Here is a 20,368-nt window from a genome sequence, read left to right as displayed (position 1 = left end):
ACATCGGCCGCACCACCCGGGTCTTCCCGCCCCACATCCGCAAAGCCATCATCGCCCGCGACCAAGGCTGCGCCTTCCCCGACTGCACCATCCCCGCACCCTGGTGCGAAGCCCACCACATCACCTACTGGTCCAACGGCGGCACCACCGGAACCGACAACGGCACCCTCTTATGCACCCACCACCACAACGTCATCCACAAAGAACACTGGACTATCACCCTGGAAACCGGCGTGCCATGGTTCAAACCCCCGCCCCACGTCGACCCCCGCCAAACACCCCGACGCAACCACCACTTCAGACCCACCCGGACATAAAGCTGCCCCGTTGAAGTCCACCCGAATCCGTTGACATGTGACCAAATGGTCACCTATTCTGAATGCATGGACGCCGTCTTCAAGGCACTCTCCGACCCCACCCGCAGGGATCTGCTCGACGAGCTCTTCCGCGAGGACGGGCAGACGCTCAGCGCGCTTGAAGCACGGTTCGACATGACCCGTTTCGGGATCATGAAGCACCTCAAGATCCTTGAGGAAGCCGGGCTGGTTGTGACCCGCCGTCGTGGTCGCGAAAAGCTCCATTACCTGAATCCGGTACCCATCAGGCTCGTCCACGACCGCTGGGTGAGCAAATATGCAGAACCGTGGGCCGCTGCGTTGAGCGACCTCAAGACCAGATTGGAAACTCCCGTGGAAAAGATCTTCGAAATCTACATCAAGACCACTCCGGAGCGGCTTTGGGAAGCCATCACGGACAGCGACACCCGCAGCAAGTACCAGTTCGGCAACACCCACACCGCGGACTGGACGCCGGGCGGGCACTACGAGATGCACAATCCCAAGGCCAACGGAATGGTCCTGGGCGAAGGCGAAAACGTGGAGGTCGATCCGCCGCGCCGGCTCGTCCAGACCATGCGCGCGCTCTGGGGCGAGGACGTCAAAGCCGAGGGCACATCACGCGTCACCTGGGAGATCGAACCCGTCGGCGACTCCTGCCACTTGACCGTCACCCACAGCGACCTTCGCGAAGGCGGCAACGACCAGATCTACGGCGGTTGGCCGATGATCCTCTCCGGCCTGAAGACCTGGCTGGAGACCGGCGAGGTTCTCACGACTCCGGGTTCATTGATGTATTCATGAGGCTCGACGGCGGCGCGACCCGCCGCTTTTAGGCTCTGGCCGCCGGAACGAGGGCCGCGTTGAGGTACTCCAAATGCGCCAGCGTCGGGGCAGTCACGTTCGCCGCGTATTTCGAGTGCTTGGTGAGGAACTTCTTGATGAAAGGGCACACCGGCACGATCCCGAGTCCCTCGCTCACAGTCTCGTCTAGGGCAACTTCGGCGAGCCTGCCCGCCAGCCCTTGGCCGCCGAACTCCTCGTTGATCACGGTGTGGTAGAAAATCCGCTGCGGGGACCCGCCGTCGTCGTACGCTTTGTACGCGGCCTTACCGATCACGTGGCCATCAGCGAGCACTTCAAAGCGTTCGCGGTCAACGTTGTGGCGGAAGGTGGCATCGGTCATCGCTGGCTCCTCGGTTAGGTCCTTTTGACCTACCCTAACCTCGGAGTCCGGGCGCTTTGTTCCCAAGTTTTCTCCAAGTCAACATTTGGACTTGGAGAAAACTTGGGAGTTACAACTAAGCCGTGACGATGTCGCGCGTGGCGTGGTCGTACGTGAAGGTGATCTTGCCGCCGTCGTGCTGTAGTTCGTGGTTGGCACCGTCGCGCGCGCCGAACGCGCCGTAGTTCTCGTCCCACGAGCGGTCCAGCGCAATCTTGTAGGTGTAGAAACCGGCAGGCAGCGTAGCGGCGAGGGTCCACACCTTACGACGGGAATTGAACTTCATCTGCACCTCGTCGTACTGCGGAGCCCAGTCCTCCGGCGCGCCGAGAATCGTGTTGAAGTCACCGGCGATCGCGACGGCGGACGGTTGGTCGAGCTTCTCGACGGCGGCAGCCGCTTTGGGTGCGGCAGCTTTCTTAGGCGCTGCCTTGGAGGCCGGTGCCTTTTCCGCGGCTGCTTTAGCGGCCGGTGCCTTTTCTGCAGCGGGAGCCTTCTTTGCTGCGGGCTTCCTGGCGGCGGCCTTCTTGACGGGGGCCGTCGGCAGCGGAGTGTCTGCCGGGACGGGGATGCCCTCAGTCAGCGCCGTGACGAACTCGTCCGGCTTGGCGAAAGCGACCGTGGCACGAAGCCCGTCGTCGGTGATGGTCCAGCCCGAGCGGCCCTTGACCAGCCAGCCGGCCTTGACCAGCTTGGAGGTCTCCGTCGTCAGGCTCTTATGGCCGCGCGGAATGCCTCCACTGAGCAGCTCACTCTCGCGCTCATCGAGCGGGACACGGACAATCGCCTCTGCCAGGATCTCGCCGGCATTCAATGACTTCTCGGACCACGTTCCCTCAGCCAAGACGTCCAGGACGGTCTTGAGGCGGGCACTGCTTTTTTCGACGGTGGACTTGGCCACTGGGTCTCCTTCAACGGCGAACATTCCTTCAGCAGTCTGCCAATGTTCTGTAAATTCTGGCGACTATTCTGGGTAAACACCGTGTGTCGTGTCCCACTATTACGCCCAAACGGTCGGCAAGTGATGGAAGGCTCTCGGGTACCGGTCAGTAGCTGGCGGTTGGGGTACCCTCGAAGGCCTCCCTTACTACCCCGAAGCCTTCTCCCACTGCGAAACCTCGGCCAACAGTTCAGACTTCCGTGCCTCGTCCGCGAACGACGAACGCACAGAGTTCGCGGCCAGGCGGGCCCGGTCAGCAACAGACAAGCCGTGCACCGCGACCAGTTGCTCGAAGTTGTCGTCCACGTAGCCGCCAAAGTACGCGGGATCGTCCGAGTTCACGCTGACATTCAGCCCGGCTGCCAACATCGCAGGCAAAGGGTGCTCGGCGAGGGTATCCACCGCGCGCAGCCGGACGTTGGACAGGGGGCACACTGTCAGGGGAACCTGCTCAGCCACCAACCGCTCAACCAGGGCCGGATCTTCCATGCATCGGATGCCGTGGTCGATCCTCTCAGCGCCAAGCAGGTCGAGAGCCTCGTACACATACGAAGCAGGGCCCTCCTCGCCGGCGTGCGCGATCCGTCGCAGTCCGGCCTCCGCCGCGCGGCCGTAGAGTCGTTCGAACTTCGACGGCGGATTGCCCACCTCGGCCGAGTCCAAGCCGATTCCCGCAATCGGCGCCTTCATCGCGAGAAGCTGGTCTAAGACCTCCAGCGCAGATTCCTCGGACATGTCCCTCAGGAACGCGGCAATCAGGAGCGTCGAGACGCCGAACTCCTCCACCGACGTCGCGAGTGCGGATGCCACACCGTTCACGCACGTCTCCAGCGCTACCCCACGCGAGATGTGCGCCTGCGGATCCATCATGACCTCGACGTGCCGCACGCCACCGGCCGCGGCGCGTGCCAAATACGCTCTGGTCATGTCCGCGAAATCCTGCTCGGTGCGCAACACGGCCATGTTGGCGTAGTACAAATCCAGGAATGACTGCAGATCCGTGAACTCGTACCGTGCGCGCAGTTCGTCCAAATCCGCGTACGGAAGCTCAATCCCGTTCCGTTCCGCGAGCGCGAAAATCAGCTCGGGCTGAAGCGTCCCCTCGATGTGTAGGTGCAGTTCGGCAACCGGAGGTGCCGCCGTCGTCGTCGATTCGCCAAAAGTGTCCACCCGACAAGAGTAGGACGAATACTCAACGCACCCCATCTGGGCACCCGGCAAAGCGGGGTTCAGGGCAGAAAGCGGTTGATTCTCCGCAAGAGGGACCCAAACACCGAATGGTGCTGCCAGCGGCGGGCCATTACCGCGCCGCGGGCTCGATCAACCGACCCCAGAACTGCAAGCGCCAGCCAGTTTCCGGCAGGAGTCTCCCGCCGACGCGCGGCGCTTCGGAGCGAGACAGTACAAGACATGCATACTCCCGCCTCCGGATGTGCTCCAAGCCGGACGATCTTGGCCTCCGGATACTCGGTGCCGCAACACCAGCAAGCAAAACCGCTATGTACTTCATGACCGAATTCCGGCGCAGCTTCCATGGAACAAGTATCGCCGCCAAAGCGATCTTCAGGGCCCCGATACCACGAGCGAGGGGAAGGCCACACCGCGCCAACTTGGATCTACGCGGTTCGGCCCCCAAACTGAAAGGATGCAGACCTTCCTCCCGTTCCCCGATTTCAAGCAGAGTGCTGCCGTCTTGGACACCGCAAGGCTAGGCAAGCAGCGTGTCGAAGCACTGCAGATCCTTCGCGCACTGGTGATCCCCGAGTTCGGCCGGCCCTCCCACCCCGCTATCCGCATGTGGATGGGCTACGTTCCCGCACTCACTCTCTACGGCCTGGCCATGGTGGACGAGTGGGTCGCCCGCGGCAATCCGGACAACACCCGCGCCAGCATCACCGAGTTCGCACCCCAGGCAGCCCACCCGGACTACGCCTCCAAGATTCCGATGCCGCCGTGGCTCGGCGACGCCGATTTCCACTTGAGCCACCGCTCCAAGCTGCTCCAGAAAGAGCCCCGCTTCTACGCCGAGCTTTTTCCGGACACTCCGAACGACCTTGAGTACCTGTGGCCCGAGCCCAGTCACGAGTTCATCCCCGAAGACCCCTACGACGACTTCATTTGGGTGCTTCGCGCTCCGGTGGGCGACGTCGAACCCGAGAAGATCGACAAGGTGGGGATGCCGGCAGCAGGCAAGGCCAAGGCCGCGAACATCGACGGCGACGGCTACCAATTCGTCTACGCTTCGGAAACGTCCCGTCGCCCGGGCAAGACCGCCCGCAAGGCCCCGAAGGAACTGGTGAAGAAGCCCACCCGCAACCGCCAGCGCCAGGACGAGGCCTTCCGGACGCTCCCCGGGAACACGCCTGTCCTCGTCCCCGTCAAGGGCGGCGCCAAGTTTGCCCTGGGCAAGATCCTCGGCCGCCCGATCACACTGGAAGACGGCCGTTTCGGTCGCAACTTCGAGGTCACCAAGATCATCGACCGCACGGACTTCGACTACCCGGCCTTGTTGCAGGATCCGCGGGCGTTCTTCCCGATCCCGGCACCCTAGCGGCTCGAGTTAGACGCGAACGACGGCGGCGCTCCGGTTCCTGAGGAAAGGAACCCGGGTGCCGCCGTCGTTTTAGTCGTTGCGGCTACTTGTTCTGCCGACGGACGAGCGCCCGCATAACCAAGATCTCGTAGGCCACCAAGGCGACGACCCAAATGTAGTCATACCAGCGGGCGTCGAATCGGACGAGCAACGCCAGCAGCCCAAGCGCTGCACCCAACTGGGTCGTGACGATGGCCAACCAAGGCGTGGTTTTCACCTTATCCACAAGAAATGACCACCCCTCCTGCCGCGAAAAGGACACCCGCACCGTAGGCGGCCCAAGCGATTTTCTTCCCAATGCTCATTTCTCTCCCCTTGAGTTACAGCACGAGTGATAAATCTAAGCCCACGGGCGTAACGATAGTTTGGAATGAGTGGTCTAATTGCCAAATTGGGTGCTGAAAAGCACCAAATTGAGTGTCATCCAAGTGAGATTAGTGAGTATTTCGAGAGCCCCATGGCACTCGGGTTCCTTTGAGAGGAACCGGAGCATTCTCCCCATGTTTGAGGCTGCGAAGCCCCAAAAGGAGGCGACTTGTCGTGTCGCAAGCGCTTTCCCACATCAATAGTGGGGAAATTACTGCACCCACTGTGCCCATTCCTCTGGCCGCACCGAGGGACGCCCGAGAAGGTAGCCCTGCCCTGCGGTCATGCCCAGCCTGGCGACTGCGCTTAACTCAGCCTCGGTTTCGATCCCTTCGGCGACCAGGGCTGCCCCGATTTCCTTCGCGAAGCCGACCATGGCCGCCCCCAGGGCCCGCTGGCCCGGGTCAGTGTCGATGCCGGCGATGATCTCCCTGTCCAGCTTGATCACATTGGGCTTCAGCAACAGGATGTGGCGCATGGACGCAAAGCCAGCACCTGCGTCATCAACGGCGATTCTCAAGCCGCGGCAGCGCAAAGGTGCAAGCGCCGCTGCGAGGGGACCATAGTCAACAACGTGGTGGCGTTCCGTCACCTCGAGCACGATCCGGCCCGTCGATATTCCACAGTGCGCAAGAATATCGGAGAGTCGCGCGTCAAGGCATGCCCGGGGTGAGAGATTCACGGAGACCGACAACGCGACTGGCAGCCCCTTCGCAGCCGCGAGGGCGGTCTCGAGGGCAAGAATCTCAAGCTCAACATCCAGTCCAACGGTGGTAGCCTCGGCGAACATCGTCTCGGGGGAAATGCTCGGAGATCCCGGGAACCGCGTCAAGGCTTCAGCCCCAACGATTGAGTCTGATTCCAGGGAGCGGATGGGTTGGAATGCCGTCATCAAGGAACGCCTGGCGAGCACCGCCTCGATCCGGCTCCTGATCTCGCCGGTAGCCAGCGAGTCCCGTGTCCGGGGATCAAGGGCCCTGCTGGTCCCCTCAAAACCACTTGGGCGTCCAGCGGCGTCGCGAAGTGCTCTTCCGGACACCTCGACCAGAACCCTGCTGCCGTCCTTGTGACGGCACACGGTGTGAAGTCCGGACCACCCGGCGGCAGCGTCCTGAGTGGAGGCCCTTCCCTGCAGGGCGTCGGCCAGATCATCAGGGTCAATGATCAGACGGAAGTGCCTGCCTAGTAGCTCTGAAGGCTCGTAGCCGATCAAATCCACACCCGCCGGGCTGGAGAAGGTGAAGCGCCCGTCAGGTCCAATGGTCCATAGCCATTCCCTGCTGGTGGTTAGCACCGTGTCCATCAAGCGGGTGGTCCGGGAGGCTTCAGCCCGCTCCCGGAGCTGCTGGCGCACCAAAGAAAATGATGCGAAAACGACTGCCGGCACCACGAGCAACGAAAAAGCATCCGAAATCCAGACCGGCCATCCCCAGGCTTCCCAAGAATCATCGCCGAAGAGGTAGGGCATCCCCACCGCCAAGGCAACACACAACTCCATGGCGAAGATGGCATACAACCACCATCTAGGCCTGAAGGTCCGTGTCCTCTTCCCCTGCCCGCGCGTTCGAATCATGGCCCCCCTGGCACAAGCTAACGCTGCTGATCTCCTACATGATGCCACTCATACGTCGGGAATCAGCAGCATCCCTTCAGAATGATCAGCCTTCGAGTGTCGGGGCCGGACGACGGGTGTGCGGCTACTTCCCCAACCCGGCCCGTCGCAACGCTTCGGCCATGGCCGTATTGACCGGCGCTTGAGGGGCGGCCACTTTCGGAGGAACCGCCTTGCGAGCAGGCGCACCCTTAGCAAGAACCGCCTTCGCGCCCTGTCCACCCTGCGGCGCCGCCGGGCGCCGCTCGCGCTCGCCGCCACGCCCACCGCCCCGCGAACCGGACCCGCCCGCGGTGCCGGGTTCGTCGTCGAGCCTGAGGGTGAGCGAAATCCGCTTCCGCTCCGGGTCCGCCTCAAGGACCTTCACGCGGACGACCTGTCCGGACTTCACGATCTCGCGGGGATCGGACACGAACTTGTTGGACAGCGCGGACACGTGGACCAGTCCGTCCTGGTGTACTCCGACATCCACGAAAGCCCCGAACGCCGCTACATTCGTGACGGTGCCTTCCAGGATCATGCCGGGCTTGAGGTCCGAAATCTTCTCGATGCCTTCGGAGAACGTCGCCGCCGCGAATGCCGGCCGAGGGTCGCGGCCCGGCTTTTCGAGCTCGGACATGATGTCGCGCACCGTGGGCAGGCCGAACGTCCCGTCCACGAACGCCTGAGGATTCAGCGAGGACACGGCAGCTCCGTGAGCAGCAGCCACGATCTTCCTCGCCACCGAATACGCTTCCGGGTGGACGCTGGACGCATCGAGCGGTTCCGCTCCCCCGGTGATCCGCAAGAAGCCAGCGCATTGCTCGAACGCCTTGGCACCCAGCCGCGGCACCTTCTTGAGGTCTGCCCGCTTAGCGAAGGGGCCGTTCTCGTTGCGGTACGCCACGATGTTCTCGCTGAGAAGCGGCCCGACGCCGGCCACCCGGGCCAGCAGCGCGGGCGACGCCGTGTTCACGTCCACGCCCACCGCGTTCACGCAGTCCTCGACGACGGCGTCCAGCGAACGGTCGAGCTTGGCAGCCGTGACATCGTGCTGGTACTGCCCCACGCCGATCGACTTCGGTTCGATCTTCACCAATTCGGCCAGCGGATCCTGCAAGCGTCGGGCGATGGAAACGGCTCCGCGCAAGGACACGTCCATGCCGGGCAGTTCAGCGGCCGCGAGCGCAGACGCCGAGTACACGGAAGCACCGGCCTCAGAGACCACTAGTTTCTGCAACGTGGGACCGCCGGATGCTGCCAGCGACTTGATGAGCTGAGCGGCGAGCTTGTCGGTTTCGCGCGACGCCGTGCCGTTGCCGATCGCGACGAGCTCGACGCCGTGCTGCCGCGCCAAGCGCTCCAGCGTCACCAAGGCCTCGTCCCACTTCTTGGCCGGGGCGTGGGGATAGACGGTGTCGGTGGCTACGACTTTGCCGGTGCCATCGACGACGGCCACCTTCACCCCGGTGCGCAGTCCAGGGTCCAGGCCCAGCGTGGCGCGGTTTCCGGCAGGAGCCGCAAGGAGCACGTCCCGCAGGTTGGCGGCGAACACCCGCACGGCTTCATCCTCGGCCTGGGCGAACATGCGGCCGCGCAGATCGTTGCTCAAACGGTCCAGGATGCGCGAGCGCCAGGCGATCTGCGCGGTCTGGACAAGCCACGAATCGGCGGGGCGGCCACGCTCGGCGACCCCGAGGCACTTGGCCACAGCGTTCTCGTACCGGCCGCGCGCGGCGGCTAGGGCGTCGTCGTCGGCTGGTTCTGCTTCGGCGAGGTCAAGCTCAAGGACTCCGTCGTTCTCGCCGCGCAAGAGCGCGAGCACGCGGTGGCCGGGCATTCCGGAAGGCACTTGGGAGAACTCGAAATAGTCCTTGAACTTTTGCCCCTCGGTTTCCTGGCCCTTCTTCACGCGCGACACCATCCGCCCCTGCGTCCACAACCGCTCCCGCAGCGTTTCGGCGAGATCGGGGTCCTGGGAGACCCGCTCCACGAGGATCGAACGCGCGCCGGCGAGCGCCGCAGAGGCATCGTCGATGGAGTGCTCGGCGTTGAGATACGTGGCGGCCTCGCGCTCAGGTTCAAGCTGCGGGTTCGCGAGGAGCGCATCGGCGAGCGGTTCGAGGCTGGCTTCGCGGGCGATCTGCGCTTTGGTGCGGCGCTTGGACTTGAAGGGCAGGTAGATGTCTTCCAGCCGGGACTTGGTATCCGCGCCGACGACGGCAGCCTCCAGTTCCGGAGTCAGCTTGCCTTGAGCGGCAATCGCCTCAAGCACAGTTCGACGGCGGTCCTCCAGGTCCCGCAGATACCGGAGCCGTTCCTCGAGCTCGCGCAACTGGGTGTCATCGAGCGTCCCGGTGACTTCCTTGCGGTACCGGGCGATAAACGGAACGGTGGATCCGGCGTCGAGCAAGTCAACCGCGGCCTTGACCTGCCAGGCCTTCACACCGAGCTCGTCGGCGATCAGTGCGTGGATGGCGGCGTCTACTGACTGGTGCTGGGGAAGATGAGTCACCCTGACATTTTGCCCTACCTAAAGACGGCGCGGAGTGCTGTAGTTGAAAGAGCCGCCGTTGATCCGGTCAGGAATGCTACTCAAGGAAGAGGCGCATCATGCAAGAACTGCTCATCATCCTGCAGGACGGCTTTGACGCAGATGACGTAGAAGTCACCGTCAACCACAAAGAGGCCCACCACGAGCGCGACGTATCGACCAGGGAGATGCTGGGAATGGCGGCGGAGATCTCCGTGGAGTTGCCCGCGAAGGGATCCACCGTGGGCGTCGAGGTCACCAGCCGTCAGCTGAGCGCAAGCAAGAAACTGCATGGAAAAGCAAAGAGCCTGCTGGTTTCCATCGAGGACGGGGAACTGGTGATGCGGGAAGGCACGGGGCGGGAAGCGTTTCTCTAGCTTCCGGCACTCAAGTCCTGACCCACAAAGGGAAGCGTCACGGCCCGCGGGCCGTGACGCTTGATGGGTGCGAAAGTTGCGGTTAGCCCAGTTGCGCCATGGGGGTCTTGGCGGAGATGTGCTCCACCAATTCGCCTACGCGCTCCTCGGTGTAGTTGCGGGCGATATCGCCCTGGCTGATGATGCCCACCAACTTGTGGTCGGTGATGACCGGAAGGCGCCGGATCTGGTGCTTTTCCATCAGGTCGATAGCGGCATCGATGCTGGCATCTGCATCGATCCAAATCGGCGTGCCCTGGGCAAGATCTGCCGCGGTCAGCCGGTCAGCATCCAATCCCTCAGCAACGCACTTGACCACAATGTCGCGGTCAGTGATGAATCCTTTGAGTTTTCCATCACTGCCGCAGATCGGCAGGGAACCGACGTCCAGATCGCGCATCAGGACAGCCGCGTCACGCAGCGACTGCTCTTCCTTGACGCACTGGGCATTGGTGGACATGAATTCGCGCACAACACTCATGAGTCCTCCTTGATCGATTGGGTATCGACGCGGACCCCCGGCACCGACGCCGATGCTGCCAGCCTACGCTTGGGGTTTGGCTGTGGCCAGATTCTTTTTGCTCCCGCCGGTCTTACTCGGCGCTCCGCTGGTCTTACTCGGCGATGTCCTCCGCCCACAGTTCCGGATTCTCTTCCTGGAACGTGCGCATCATGTCCACGCACCGCTGGTCATCGAGGACCACCACCTCCACGCCTCTGGACCGCAGCAGCTCGAATTCGCCGTCGAAGGTGCGGGCCTCCCCCACCACCACGCGCGGGATTTTGAACTGGATGATGGTGCCCGTGCACATGGCACACGGTGCGAGGGTCGTGTAGAGGGTGGTGTCCCGGTAGCTCTTCTGCCGACCGGCGGCGCGAAGGGCCGACATTTCCCCGTGCGCGATGGGATCGCCTTTCTGGACGCGTTCGTTGTGCCCGCTCGCGATCACCACCCCACCGCGGGCAAGCGCTGCGCCGATGGGAATGCCGCCCTCGCGAAGGCTTTTTTGGGCTGCCTGGTATGCGGCTTCGAAGGCGGGGTCTTGGGAGGTTGGGGCGTCAGACTGGGTCATTCGGAGCCTGCTTTCCGGGTAGTGGGGATCTTCCGCTACTTGTTCTATAACTTATATAATAAAGACGGAGGTGTGAGTGATGATCCTCAACGTAGACCTAGCCAGCGACGTGCCGATCTACCTGCAGTTGCGGGACCAGATCGTGGAGGCGATCGCCGACGGCGTGCTGGCCGAGGGCAGCTCGTTGCCGGCCACCAGGACGCTCGCCGCGGACTTCGGGATCAACTTCCACACCGTGAACAAAGCCTATGGCCTGTTGCGCCAGCAGGGCCTGATCCAGCTCAACCGCAAGACCGGCGCGGTGGTGACCCCGACGGTCGCGGACCCGTCGTTTGGCGCGGAATGGACCACGAGGGCACGGACCCTGCTGGCCGAAGCCGTCGCGAGGGGACTATCGGCCGACGAAGTTCTCACTTCCTGCCGGTCGATACTCGATTCATTTGGAACCACGCAGCCAGAGGAAACACCATGACCGTTGCTATTGTCCTGAGTTCCGCGTTGGCGGCACTGGTGCTCGCCATCGCGCTGGTCCTGCCCGCGATCAACAGCCCGACTGTTCCCTTCGGGGTCCGCGTACCGGCCCAGCGTGCCGACGACCCGACCGTGGTCAGGCAGACCCGCATCTATCGTTGGCGGGTTCTCCTGAGCGGGATCGTCGCCATCGGGGTCTGCCTTGCCATTTACGGAATGACAGGCGAAACGTTGCTATTGCCGCTGTCGGTGCTGGTGCTCGTCGGCTTCTGGTACGGCTGCTTCTTCCTGGCCAACCACGAAATCCGGGCGGCCAAAGCCGCCGGAGGTTGGTATGAGGGCGTCCGCCAAGTCATCGCGGTGGACACCGAATTGCGGACCGATCCACCGCGTTTTCCCTGGCTCTGGCTGGCGCCGGCATTGATCATCACAATCGCCACTCTGGTGATCGGCGTGATCATCTACCCGTCCATGCCGGACGTGCTCGCGGTGCACTACGGCGCAAAAGGCATGCCCAACCGATTGGCCGCCAAATCGATCGGCACCGCCTTCTCACTGGTATTCGTGCAGATCGGCGTGAGCGCGCTGCTCGTGGGCATCGCCGCGGCGATCCTCTTCCGCAGCCGGCCCGACATCGACCCGGCGCACCCGGCAGGCTCGGCGCACTGGCACCGCCGGTACATGCTGCTCGGCGCCAAGGCACTCCTCGGATTGCTCGCGATGATCGACCTGGCAATGCTGGGGTCATCATTGCTGATGTGGACGGGCACTGTCACGCCATGGGCGCCGCTGGTGGTCGCGCTCCCGATCCTGGCCGCCGTCGCGGTAGCCGTCGTCGTCTTCGCCAGGAACAACCGCGCGCGTGACGAGGGCGAGGAGGACACCGGGCTAACCCATCGGGAGGACGACAAATACTGGCGGAGCGGTTTGTTCTACGTCAACCGAGAAGACCACGCGCTGATGGTTCCGCGGCGCTTCGGCTTGGGATGGACCCTCAACTTCGGCAATCCCAAGGCAGCCATGATCCTGGCCGGCGTGGTGGCGCTCATCGGCCTGGTGGTCACCCTCCGTTTCAGCGGCTGACCCCCACTGCCAGGGCTGCCTTACTGTCGGACCGCACTGATAGCTTGGCTTCATCAGCTCAACGGTCTGGGGGCACGGTGTTTTTTCTCGATTCAGTAGACGCAGGGCACGAGCGGGATCTGGTGTTTTCCGCCAGCGACCTCGTCACGGCCTCCACGTGCGAGTACCAGTTGCTGCGCAAGTTGGATGAGAAGCTGGGCCTCTCGCAGAAGCCGTCCTTCGCCGTCGATGAAATGCTGGAGCGGACCGCCGCGCTGGGCGACGTTCACGAGCACAGGGTGCTGGACCGTTTCGTGGCTGAGTTCGGCGCTTGGGATCCGCTTGCGCACACGGGCGTGTTCGACGTCGTTCCCGCCGAAGCGATGGACCGCGCCACCCTGCAAGCCAAGCATGCGGAATCGATCGAGGCGCTGCGATCGGGCGCGGATGTGGTCTTCCAGGCGGCATTCTTCGACGGCCAGTTTCACGGACGGTCCGATTTCCTCGTCAAGGAGCAGGACGGCAGCTACGCGGTGTACGACACCAAGCTCGCGCGCCACGCCAAGGTCACTGCGCTGCTGCAACTGGCTGCCTACGGCGACCAGCTGCTCAAGGCGGGAATCACTCCGGCCCCGGATCTGACCCTTGTTCTCGGGGCTACCATCCAGCGGGACGCTGCCGGTCCGGACGCTGCTGAAGCGAACGGCCGTGGCGGCTTCGACTATGTGCATAGCAACCACCGGCTCGCCGATGTGCTGCCGGTCTTCCGTGAACGCCGGGACCGCTTCCTCGCATTGACGGACGCGCACCGATCGCGGCTGGAGCCTATCCAATGGGGCACGCCCGGAGTCACCGCGTGCGGGCGCTGCGACTACTGCAAAGAACAAGTGCGCCTCAACCGGGACCTGCTGATGGTGGCGGGGATGAGGATCACTCGGCGCAAGAAGCTCATGGAAAACGGCATCTTCACCATCGACGCCCTTGGCGAGATGCCCGACGCCGCGGATTCCGCCACGCGGCGACTGCAGGAACAAGCCCGACTGCAAACCGGAACAGCCACACCCGATGGCACAGTCAATTACAACGACAAGACGGGCACTGCGAAGAGCATCAGCTACTCCGTCCTGGAGTCCAACTCCCTGGCCCGGCTCCCCCGGCCCGACGCGGGAGACATCTTCTTCGACTTCGAGGGAGACCCCCTGTGGCAAGACCCGGTAACGGGCCGCTGGGGACTTGAGTACTTGTTCGGGGTCGTGGAAAATCCGACGGAGCCGGGCGGATCTCCGGTGTTCAAACCGTTCTGGGCACATTCCCGGGCTGAGGAACGGCAGGCGTTCCTCGATTTCCTCGACTACGTGGAAGAACGCCGCATGAAGTATCCGGACATGCGGATCTATCACTACGCGGCCTATGAGAAAACCGCGCTGCGGAACCTATCGGTCATCCACACCGTGGGCGAAGCCGCCGTGGACAACCTCCTCCGCGAAGGCGTGTTGGTGGACCTCTACGACACGGTGCGGCACAGCATCCGCATCTCCGAAGACTCTTACAGCATCAAGAAACTCGAGCCGCTGTATATGGGCAAGCATTTGCGTTCGGGCGACGTGACCGACGCCGGAGCCTCCGTGGTTGCCTACGCCAACTACTGCACGGCCCGGGACGCGAACCGCGACGATGAAGCGGCAACCATCCTGGCGGGCATCTCCGACTACAACGAATACGACTGCCTCTCCACCCTGGAACTGCGGAATTGGCTACTGGGTCTGGCAGCGGAACGCTCCATTGAGCCCGGTTTTCCGGCCGCTTCGGGACCCGAGCTACCCGCGGAGACCGAGCCGGACAAGTACGAGGCCGCGCCCGAGGAAACAGCCCTCCTCGACTACCTTGCGGAATTGCCGGACGATTCCCTCCGCTCCAACGACAACCGGGCGGTGGCCATGGTGGCGGCCGCGGTCGGCTTTCACCGGCGTGAGGACAAGCAATTCTGGTGGGGACACTTCGACCGCCTGGACCGGCCTGTCTCCGAATGGGAAGACACGAGGGACTGCTTCATCGTGGAAGGCGGCGAAGTGCTGGAAGACTGGGCCAAGCCGACTCCCCGCAGCAACCCGGCACGGAAGGTACGGCTGTTCGGCCACGCCGCCGATGGCTCCGGTTTCGCGCCCGGTAAGAAGTACTTCCGGATGTACGGGCCTCCACTCCCCGATGCCTTCCTCGGCAAGAACGAAAGCACTCTCGGCAGATCGGGAATGTCCGGCACGGAGGTGATCGAGGTTGGCGATCCCGACGCCCTTGATGACAGCGGCGCGCTTTCGGGGCCCGACGACGGCGCCTCGGATGCGGTGACCATTTCGGAGCGACTGCCCAAGGGTGCCGACGAATACTCGCAGCTTCCCATGGCTCTGACGCCCGACGCTCCAGTCAATACGGACGGGCAGAGGAAGGCCTTGAGCGAACTGGCCATGAAGCTTCGTTCCACCCTGCCGTCATGGCCAAAAGATCCGGCCTTGGACCTGTTGCGCCGGATCCCCCCGAGGCTGGCCGCGCTTCCGGAACTGCCCGCCGTCGGATCCGGCGACGATGCATATGCGGACGCCATCACCGCCGCAGTATCGGATCTGGACCAGTCATACCTGGCAGTGCAGGGGCCTCCCGGCACGGGCAAGACGTACGTTGGCTCGCACGTCGTCGCGCGGCTGGTGCGTGCAGGTTGGAAGGTAGGGGTTGTTGCACAGTCCCATGCAGTAGTCGAAAACCTGCTGCACGCTGCGGTGAAGGCCGGGGTGGACCCTACGCTCATCGCCAAGGAAATGAAACATGATGACCCCGTCCCATGGGACAAGCAGGCCAAGGATGACCTTGAGCGGCTTCTGGCCTCCGCGGAAGGCTGCTTGATCGGCGGCACGGCGTGGACCATGACAGGCCGAACCGTTCCTGCAGGATCCCTGGATCTGCTGGTGATCGACGAAGCCGGACAGTTCTCGCTCGCCAACACCCTCGCCGTGAGCCGGGCAACAAAGCGACTGCTGCTCCTCGGCGACCCGCAGCAACTACCGCAAGTCACCCAGGGCAAGCACCCCGAACCGGTCGATGAGTCCGCACTCGGCTGGCTGGCCAACGGCATGCACACGCTGCCCGCGGAGCTCGGCTACTTCCTGGCGACGTCGTGGCGCATGCACCCGGATCTGTGCGCTGCGGTGTCGGAGCTGTCCTACGATGGCCGGCTGCATTCAGCACCGGCTGCTTCGACGCGGCGTCTGTCCGGAGTTCGGGCCGGCGTCGAGTGCGTTTACGTCCAGCACAGCGGCAATTCCACGCAGTCTCCGGAAGAAGCCGCGGAGGTAGTCCGCCAAGTCAGGGCACACCTTGGCCTGGCTTGGCTGGATCCGCGGGAATCAGCCGAGGAACGGCCACTGCTTGAAAAGGACATCCTCGTGGTTGCTGCCTATAACGCCCAAGTGCAGCTCATCCAGCACGAACTGAGGGCGGCTGGACTTCGCGGCGTGCGGGTCGGGACCGTGGACAAGTTCCAGGGCCAGGAAGCTCCCGTGGTGATCGTGTCCATGGCTGCATCCGCTGCCGCCGAGGTGCCCCGCGGCATGGAGTTCCTGCTCTCGCGCAACCGGATCAATGTGGCGGTGTCGCGCGGTCAGTGGCGGGCCGTCGTCGTACGCTCACCGGAGCTGACCAACTACCTGCCCACCCAACCAGAAGGGCTGGAGCACCTGGGCGGTTTTGTGGGACTGTGCCAGCGCAGCAGCCCAACTGACTCGCATTAGTTGTCGTTTTGAGGGCTGAAAACGACAACAACTGCGAGCTAGTTGGGCAAGCCCAGCGCCTCATCCAGTACAGCCCCGAAGTTCGCGGCGTCGTGGGCGAAGCGGCCTAGGAAAAGTCCGGACACGCCCCGCAGTTCAGGCAGGAGCCCCGGTTTGGCGGAGCCACCGTAGATGATCGGCAGCCCGGCGAGGCCATGTTCGGCGAGCAAGCCCCGGAGGTGATCGACGACGTCGGACACATAAGCCGCGCGGGCTGGCTCGGCAGCGCCGATGGCCCACACCGGTTCGTACGCGATAACCAGGCAGGCCGCCGTCGCCCAGTCGTCCCGTACAGCGGCCGAGATCTGCCTGAACACGAACGACGCCGACACTGCCGGATCGGCGACGGACTCCTCGCCGACGCACAGCAGCGGGGTCAACCCTGCATCCACCGCGGCCCGGACCTTCAATGCGACCACGGCGTCGTCCTCGGCGAAGTGCCGGCGTCGTTCCGCGTGTCCGATCTCCACGAGCCGCACACCGAGCTCCGCCAGCAGCGACGGTGACACTTCACCCGTCCACGGACCCTCAGCCCAGCCACAGTTCTGCGCGCCCAGGCGCAGCGAAGAGCCTTCCAGAATCCGGACGGCGTCCGGCAACATGGGGAACGACGGGATCACAAACGGGACCACCCGCCCGGCCACAAGGGCCGGACGGGCGTCCACTTCACTTCGCACTTGCTCCAGCCAAGACATGCTGTGCCGGTAGCCCATGTACATCTTGGTGCTGACCCCGATGTACAACGGGCTACTTGCCCAGGAGATCGTCGGCCTTGTTCCTGAATGCCCGGGTGCCGTACATCATGGCGGCCGCCAGGAAGGGCAGGATTCCGAGGGCGTAAACCCCGGCGGATCCGGTGGGGTCTGCCGTGGCGCTGTTGACCGCGGTCCGAAGGATCGGAGCCACGAAACCGCCAAGGTTGCCCAGCGAGTTGATCAAGCCGATGCCGGCCGCGGCTGCCGAACCGGCAAGGAACGCCGTGGGGTAGGCCCAGACGACCGGTCCGACGGCGAGGAAGCTGCATACCGCGAGGGTAATGAAGATCATCCCCAGCACCGGCTGGTGGTTGGTGCCGGCCCACGCCGAACCAAGGATGCACAGACCTGTCGATACGAACAGCACCGTGCCGAACATGCGTCGCTTGGCAACCGTGTTGGCTGCCCGGCCGATCAGGTAGCAGGAGAAGATGCCGAAGAACCACGGAACCGCGATCAGCAGGCCGACGGCGAGGCCCACCTTCTGGCCTGTCAGAGAAGAAACCTGCTGCGGGAGGAAGAAGGTGACGCCGTAAACGGCGATCTGCAGGCAGAAGTAGATGAGGGTGAAGTACCAGACGCGGCCGTTGCGCATCGCGGCGAACACGCCCCGCGGCCCGGTTTCATCCTTGACCGTGTCCTCTTGAGTCATGATCTCCTTGAGCGCGAACTTCTCGTCAACGTTGAGGAACTTGGCCTTCTCCGGGCCGTTGATCAGGAAGAAGAACGCCGCAATGCCGGCGAGCACCGCCAGAATGCCCTCGGTGAAAAACATGACCTGCCAGCCGCGGACGCCGGGAAGCTGGTCGCCGATGTTGATGAGCCAGCCCGAGAGCGGGTTGCCGATCATTTGGGAGAACGGCTGCGCGAGGTAGAAGATCGCGAACATCTGCACTCGCACCTTGTTCGGGAACCACTCGGCCAGGTACATGATGACGCCCGGGAACAGGCCCGCCTCGGTCACGCCGAGCAGGAACCGCAGGATCACGAAGGACGTCTCACCCTGCACGAACGCAAAGCAAGCAGAGACGATGCCCCACGTGATCGCAATACGTGCGAGCCAGATCTTCGCGCCGACCTTCTTGAGCAACAGGTTGCTGGGGATTTCAAAGATCGCGTACCCGATGAAGAAGATACCGGCACCGAGCGCGAACGCCCCGGCTGAGACGCCCTTGTCGGCGCCGAGCGCAGCTTCGGCGAAACCGACGTTGGTGCGGTCGAGGAAGGAGACCACATAGAGGATGACCAGCATCGGCATGAGCCGTGTGGCAGCCTTCCGGATCGCCGATTTCAGGACCGGCGAATCCAGCATCTCCTTCGTGGATGAAGTGGCAAGGGACATCGAAACTCCTCTTTGAGTAATGACCGTTGAGTAATCAGTGTTGAGTAATCAGTGTTGAGTAATCAGGTTTCAGGCATTAGTGCATGTACAGGCCGCCGTCGACATTCAGCGTCTGGCCCGAGATGTAGCCGGAGTCTTCGCTGATGAGGAAGGCGATGGCGGCGGCGATGTCCCGGGTGGAGCCCACGCGGTTCACCACGAGGTCCTTGGTGAGTTCGTCCTTGCGTTCCTCGCTGAGGGTGCCGCCCATGATGTCGGTGTCGATGGGGCCGGGAGAAATGGCGTTGACGGTGATGTCGTACTCCCCCAGTTCGCGGGCGGTGGCGCGGGTCAGCCCGATGACTCCGGCTTTGGCTACCGAGTACGGAGTCTTCGAGAACGTCCCGCCCCCGCGTTGCGCGGAAACCGAGGAGATGTTCACGATGCGTCCGATCCGGTTCTTGACCATGGATTCGGCCACGCGGCGGGTGGCGTAGTGGACGCCGTTGAGGTTGATGCTCAGGACACGGTTCCATTCGGCGGGCTCGAGTTCTAGGTACGGAATCGGGGAGCTGACGCCGGCAACGTTGGCCAGGGCTACGATTTGCGGCAACTCGGCCTCGAGCGTGTCGATAGCCGTGCGTACGGATGCTTCATCGGCCACGTTGGCGACCACGCCATAGGCCTTTACGCCGTATTCGGCGGCGATTTCCTTGGCGGTGCTCTTGCAGAGGGCGTCGTCGAGGTCGATGATGCCGATGTTCCAGCCCTGTGCTGCGAGGTAGTTGACGGTAGCCCGGCCGATGCCGCGCTCGGAGACGGCGCCGGTGACGATTGCGGTGCGTTCTGCGGGGAAGGTGCTCATGGGTATTCTCCTGTGAAGGTCGGGACTAGTTGATGGGGGCCGGGCCGAGCTCGTCGAGGAGCTTCTGCATGGCCACGTAGGCCTTGTTCCGGTAGGCGATGAGTTCGGGCGTCCGTTCCGCCGGGACGTTGAGGAAGCCTGCCCCGGTCTTGGTGCCCAGCTTTCCCGCCTCCACGAGGTCGCTCAGGATCTTCGGGGTCGCGAAGCGCTCCGGGAATCCGGTCTGGAGCGACTTGTAGCAGAAGTTGTAGACGTCCAGTCCGGCCATGTCCGCGATCGCGAATGGACCAAAGAATGGCAAGCGGAAGCCGAACGTCGTACGGACCAGGGTGTCGACGTCGTCGGCTGTTGCGATCCCCTGCTCCACCAGCTGCGCGGCCTCGTGGAAGAGCGCGTACTGCAGCCGGTTGAGCACGAAACCGGTGACGTCCTTGACGACGGCGGTTTGCTTGCCGGCCGCGTGGACGAGTTCGCGGGACGCAGCCACGGTCTCCGGCGTGGTGCCGGCGTGGGGAATGATTTCGACGCCCGGGATGAACGGGGACGGGTTGGAGAAGTGGACGCCCAGGAACCGCTCCGGACCCGCGACGGCCTCGGCGAGATCGGCGATGGAAATAGTGGAAGTATTGGAGCCGATCAGCGCGTCCGGACGGGCAGCTGCGCTGATGCGGGCCAGGGTCTGGTGCTTGATGTCGAGGATCTCCGGGACGGCTTCTTCGATGAAGTCGGCGTCCGCCACGGCCTCTTCGATGTCCTTTGCGGCCCACAGATTGGCCTTCAGGATTGCCGTGGAACCTTCCGGAAAGAGGCCCGCGGCCACGAATTCATCCGACTCGACGAGCAGGCGGTCGTAGTTCTTCTGCGCGATTTCGGCGGACACATCCGCCAGCGCCACGCGCGCCCCGCCGAGGGCCAGGACCTGCGCGATCCCGCCGCCCATGTAACCGGATCCGACGACGGCGATCTTTCGGGCCGCCGTCGTGGTGCTTGTTGATTCAGTCATG

Annotated in this window: 19 protein-coding genes; 7 read left to right on the top strand and 12 right to left on the bottom strand. The window is 63.6% G+C overall.

All coding sequences use genetic code 11. The features are described 5' to 3' along the window. The coding region (locus AB4074_RS09095; RefSeq protein ID WP_441413094.1) for an HNH endonuclease signature motif containing protein at positions 1–317 on the top strand (317 nt) is incomplete at its 5' end. 66 nt (positions 318–383) lie between these two features. Continuing rightward, positions 384–1,139, top strand: coding sequence for an ArsR/SmtB family transcription factor (locus tag AB4074_RS09090; RefSeq protein ID WP_234753280.1), 756 nt, complete (start codon positions 384–386; stop codon positions 1,137–1,139). A gap of 28 nt (positions 1,140–1,167) precedes the next feature. Here AB4074_RS09090 and AB4074_RS09085 read toward each other — a convergent pair whose 3' ends face one another. The 3 genes from AB4074_RS09085 to AB4074_RS09075 form a co-directional block, all read right to left on the bottom strand. Further along, positions 1,168–1,521 (bottom strand): GNAT family N-acetyltransferase, encoded by a 354-nt coding sequence (locus tag AB4074_RS09085; protein ID WP_441413093.1) that lies wholly within the window; start codon positions 1,519–1,521, stop codon positions 1,168–1,170. Positions 1,522–1,636: 115 nt separating this feature from the next. Then, positions 1,637–2,461, bottom strand: a complete 825-nt coding sequence (locus AB4074_RS09080; RefSeq protein ID WP_441413092.1) for a pullulanase X25 domain-containing protein — start codon at positions 2,459–2,461, stop codon at positions 1,637–1,639. A 186-nt stretch (positions 2,462–2,647) separates the two neighbouring features. Next, complete coding sequence (locus tag AB4074_RS09075) at positions 2,648–3,670, bottom strand: adenosine deaminase (protein ID WP_441413091.1); 1,023 nt, start codon at positions 3,668–3,670, stop codon at positions 2,648–2,650. 475 nt (positions 3,671–4,145) lie between these two features. Between AB4074_RS09075 and AB4074_RS09070 the strand changes: the two genes are divergently transcribed. Then, positions 4,146–5,051: an MSMEG_6728 family protein gene (locus AB4074_RS09070; protein ID WP_441413090.1), complete on the top strand. Its 906-nt coding sequence runs from the start codon at positions 4,146–4,148 to the stop codon at positions 5,049–5,051. Positions 5,052–5,136: 85 nt separating this feature from the next. On the opposite strand, the gene AB4074_RS09065 is transcribed toward AB4074_RS09070, so the two are convergent. The 3 genes from AB4074_RS09065 to AB4074_RS09055 form a co-directional block, all read right to left on the bottom strand. Next, positions 5,137–5,310 carry a hypothetical protein gene (locus AB4074_RS09065; RefSeq protein WP_441413089.1) on the bottom strand — a complete coding sequence of 58 codons (174 nt, stop codon included), beginning with the start codon at positions 5,308–5,310 and terminating at the stop codon, positions 5,137–5,139. A 360-nt stretch (positions 5,311–5,670) separates the two neighbouring features. Further along, complete coding sequence (locus AB4074_RS09060; protein WP_441413088.1) at positions 5,671–6,927, bottom strand: sensor domain-containing phosphodiesterase; 1,257 nt, start codon at positions 6,925–6,927, stop codon at positions 5,671–5,673. 229 nt (positions 6,928–7,156) lie between these two features. Further along, entirely contained in the window at positions 7,157–9,565 is a 2,409-nt protein-coding gene (locus tag AB4074_RS09055) for a Tex family protein (RefSeq protein WP_441413087.1), read from the bottom strand. A 98-nt stretch (positions 9,566–9,663) separates the two neighbouring features. Between AB4074_RS09055 and AB4074_RS09050 the strand changes: the two genes are divergently transcribed. After that, positions 9,664–9,960, top strand: a complete 297-nt coding sequence (locus AB4074_RS09050; protein ID WP_269998052.1) for a hypothetical protein — start codon at positions 9,664–9,666, stop codon at positions 9,958–9,960. Between the two features lie 82 nt (positions 9,961–10,042). Here the strand turns inward: AB4074_RS09050 and AB4074_RS09045 are convergent, their stop codons facing one another. Together AB4074_RS09045 and AB4074_RS09040 are read right to left on the bottom strand one after the other, a co-directional pair. Further along, the gene (locus AB4074_RS09045) at positions 10,043–10,480 is read right to left on the bottom strand and encodes a CBS domain-containing protein (protein ID WP_441413086.1); all 438 of its coding nucleotides are present in this window, start codon (positions 10,478–10,480) and stop codon (positions 10,043–10,045) included. 133 nt (positions 10,481–10,613) lie between these two features. Beyond that, complete coding sequence (locus AB4074_RS09040; protein WP_441413085.1) at positions 10,614–11,072, bottom strand: nucleoside deaminase; 459 nt, start codon at positions 11,070–11,072, stop codon at positions 10,614–10,616. Between the two features lie 79 nt (positions 11,073–11,151). On the opposite strand from AB4074_RS09040, the gene AB4074_RS09035 reads away from it, so the two are divergent. The 3 genes from AB4074_RS09035 (at position 11,152) to AB4074_RS09025 (ending at position 16,384) form a co-directional block, all read left to right on the top strand. Further along, the gene (locus AB4074_RS09035) at positions 11,152–11,544 is read left to right on the top strand and encodes a GntR family transcriptional regulator (protein WP_441413084.1); all 393 of its coding nucleotides are present in this window, start codon (positions 11,152–11,154) and stop codon (positions 11,542–11,544) included. Continuing rightward, complete coding sequence (locus tag AB4074_RS09030; protein WP_441413083.1) at positions 11,541–12,626, top strand: DUF1648 domain-containing protein; 1,086 nt, start codon at positions 11,541–11,543, stop codon at positions 12,624–12,626. Before AB4074_RS09035 ends, AB4074_RS09030 begins: the two co-directional genes overlap by 4 nt. A 77-nt stretch (positions 12,627–12,703) precedes the next feature. After that, complete coding sequence (locus AB4074_RS09025) at positions 12,704–16,384, top strand: TM0106 family RecB-like putative nuclease (protein WP_441413082.1); 3,681 nt, start codon at positions 12,704–12,706, stop codon at positions 16,382–16,384. Between the two features lie 38 nt (positions 16,385–16,422). Here AB4074_RS09025 and AB4074_RS09020 read toward each other — a convergent pair whose 3' ends face one another. The 4 genes from AB4074_RS09020 to AB4074_RS09005 all read right to left on the bottom strand — a co-directional run bounded on the left by AB4074_RS09020 (position 16,423) and on the right by AB4074_RS09005 (position 20,367). Beyond that, positions 16,423–17,187: a triose-phosphate isomerase family protein gene (locus AB4074_RS09020; protein ID WP_441413098.1), complete on the bottom strand. Its 765-nt coding sequence runs from the start codon at positions 17,185–17,187 to the stop codon at positions 16,423–16,425. Beyond that, entirely contained in the window at positions 17,171–18,520 is a 1,350-nt protein-coding gene (locus AB4074_RS09015) for an MFS transporter (RefSeq protein ID WP_441413081.1), read from the bottom strand. The genes AB4074_RS09020 and AB4074_RS09015 overlap by 17 nt, the downstream gene beginning before the upstream one ends. Before the next feature lie 76 nt (positions 18,521–18,596). Further along, positions 18,597–19,364: an SDR family NAD(P)-dependent oxidoreductase gene (locus AB4074_RS09010; protein ID WP_441413080.1), complete on the bottom strand. Its 768-nt coding sequence runs from the start codon at positions 19,362–19,364 to the stop codon at positions 18,597–18,599. A gap of 25 nt (positions 19,365–19,389) precedes the next feature. Further along, complete coding sequence (locus AB4074_RS09005) at positions 19,390–20,367, bottom strand: 3-hydroxyacyl-CoA dehydrogenase family protein (RefSeq protein WP_441413079.1); 978 nt, start codon at positions 20,365–20,367, stop codon at positions 19,390–19,392. Position 20,368: the final 1 nt, after the last annotated feature.

This window comes from Arthrobacter sp. 2MCAF14 (assembly GCF_052115645.1).
In the GTDB taxonomy this organism is placed as follows: domain Bacteria; phylum Actinomycetota; class Actinomycetes; order Actinomycetales; family Micrococcaceae; genus Arthrobacter.
The sequence above is the reverse complement of the archived record's forward strand: the minus strand, read 5'-3'. Positions and strand labels throughout refer to the sequence as shown.

Excerpts from the sequence above, each read along its gene's own strand:
- AB4074_RS09045 (WP_441413086.1), bottom strand. The coding sequence starts at position 10,480 with ATGAGTGTTGTGCGCGAATTCATGTCCACCAATGCCCAGTGCGTCAAG.
- AB4074_RS09090 (WP_234753280.1), top strand. The coding sequence starts at position 384 with ATGGACGCCGTCTTCAAGGCACTCTCCGACCCCACCCGCAGGGATCTG.
- AB4074_RS09050 (WP_269998052.1), top strand. The coding sequence starts at position 9,664 with ATGCAAGAACTGCTCATCATCCTGCAGGACGGCTTTGACGCAGATGAC.
- AB4074_RS09030 (WP_441413083.1), top strand. The coding sequence starts at position 11,541 with ATGACCGTTGCTATTGTCCTGAGTTCCGCGTTGGCGGCACTGGTGCTC.
- AB4074_RS09015 (WP_441413081.1), bottom strand. The coding sequence starts at position 18,520 with ATGTCCCTTGCCACTTCATCCACGAAGGAGATGCTGGATTCGCCGGTC.
- AB4074_RS09035 (WP_441413084.1), top strand. The coding sequence starts at position 11,152 with ATGATCCTCAACGTAGACCTAGCCAGCGACGTGCCGATCTACCTGCAG.
- AB4074_RS09085 (WP_441413093.1), bottom strand. The coding sequence starts at position 1,521 with ATGACCGATGCCACCTTCCGCCACAACGTTGACCGCGAACGCTTTGAA.
- AB4074_RS09070 (WP_441413090.1), top strand. The coding sequence starts at position 4,146 with ATGCAGACCTTCCTCCCGTTCCCCGATTTCAAGCAGAGTGCTGCCGTC.
- AB4074_RS09010 (WP_441413080.1), bottom strand. The coding sequence starts at position 19,364 with ATGAGCACCTTCCCCGCAGAACGCACCGCAATCGTCACCGGCGCCGTC.
- AB4074_RS09005 (WP_441413079.1), bottom strand. The coding sequence starts at position 20,367 with ATGACTGAATCAACAAGCACCACGACGGCGGCCCGAAAGATCGCCGTC.
- AB4074_RS09060 (WP_441413088.1), bottom strand. The coding sequence starts at position 6,927 with ATGCCCTACCTCTTCGGCGATGATTCTTGGGAAGCCTGGGGATGGCCG.
- AB4074_RS09040 (WP_441413085.1), bottom strand. The coding sequence starts at position 11,072 with ATGACCCAGTCTGACGCCCCAACCTCCCAAGACCCCGCCTTCGAAGCC.